General features: G+C 49.2%; 1 pseudogene. It reads right to left on the minus strand.

The features are described from left to right. Positions 1–264 (minus strand): annotated as a pseudogene (locus AAEZ10_RS27460) (acyl-CoA desaturase); the annotation flags it as partial.

Below are 264 nucleotides of genomic sequence, written 5' to 3' on the forward strand. Positions count from 1 at the left end.
GGTATAGATATGCGCCTGTTCGGTAAAGTGACCACAAAATATTACTGCCCACGTCCAAATATTGCGAGCGACATTGGCTGTAAGGTTACCACTCAGCGTCGTCATCGCACTACGGCGACCGAAAGCTAAGCCAGCCAGCGTCGGAAAAACAAGATGATCTTTGCCCACTTGCCGGGCGATTTTACTCAGTAACGCATGAGACTTTGGCTGCATGATCTCTGTTAGCTGTGGCGACTCTGCATATTCGTCAACGCTGATTTGGAT

Origin of the sequence: Pseudomonas sp. H26/SER47-MNA-CIBAN-0231 (assembly GCF_040310465.1) — a bacterium.
GTDB lineage: Bacteria > Pseudomonadota > Gammaproteobacteria > Pseudomonadales > Pseudomonadaceae > Aquipseudomonas > Aquipseudomonas atacamensis.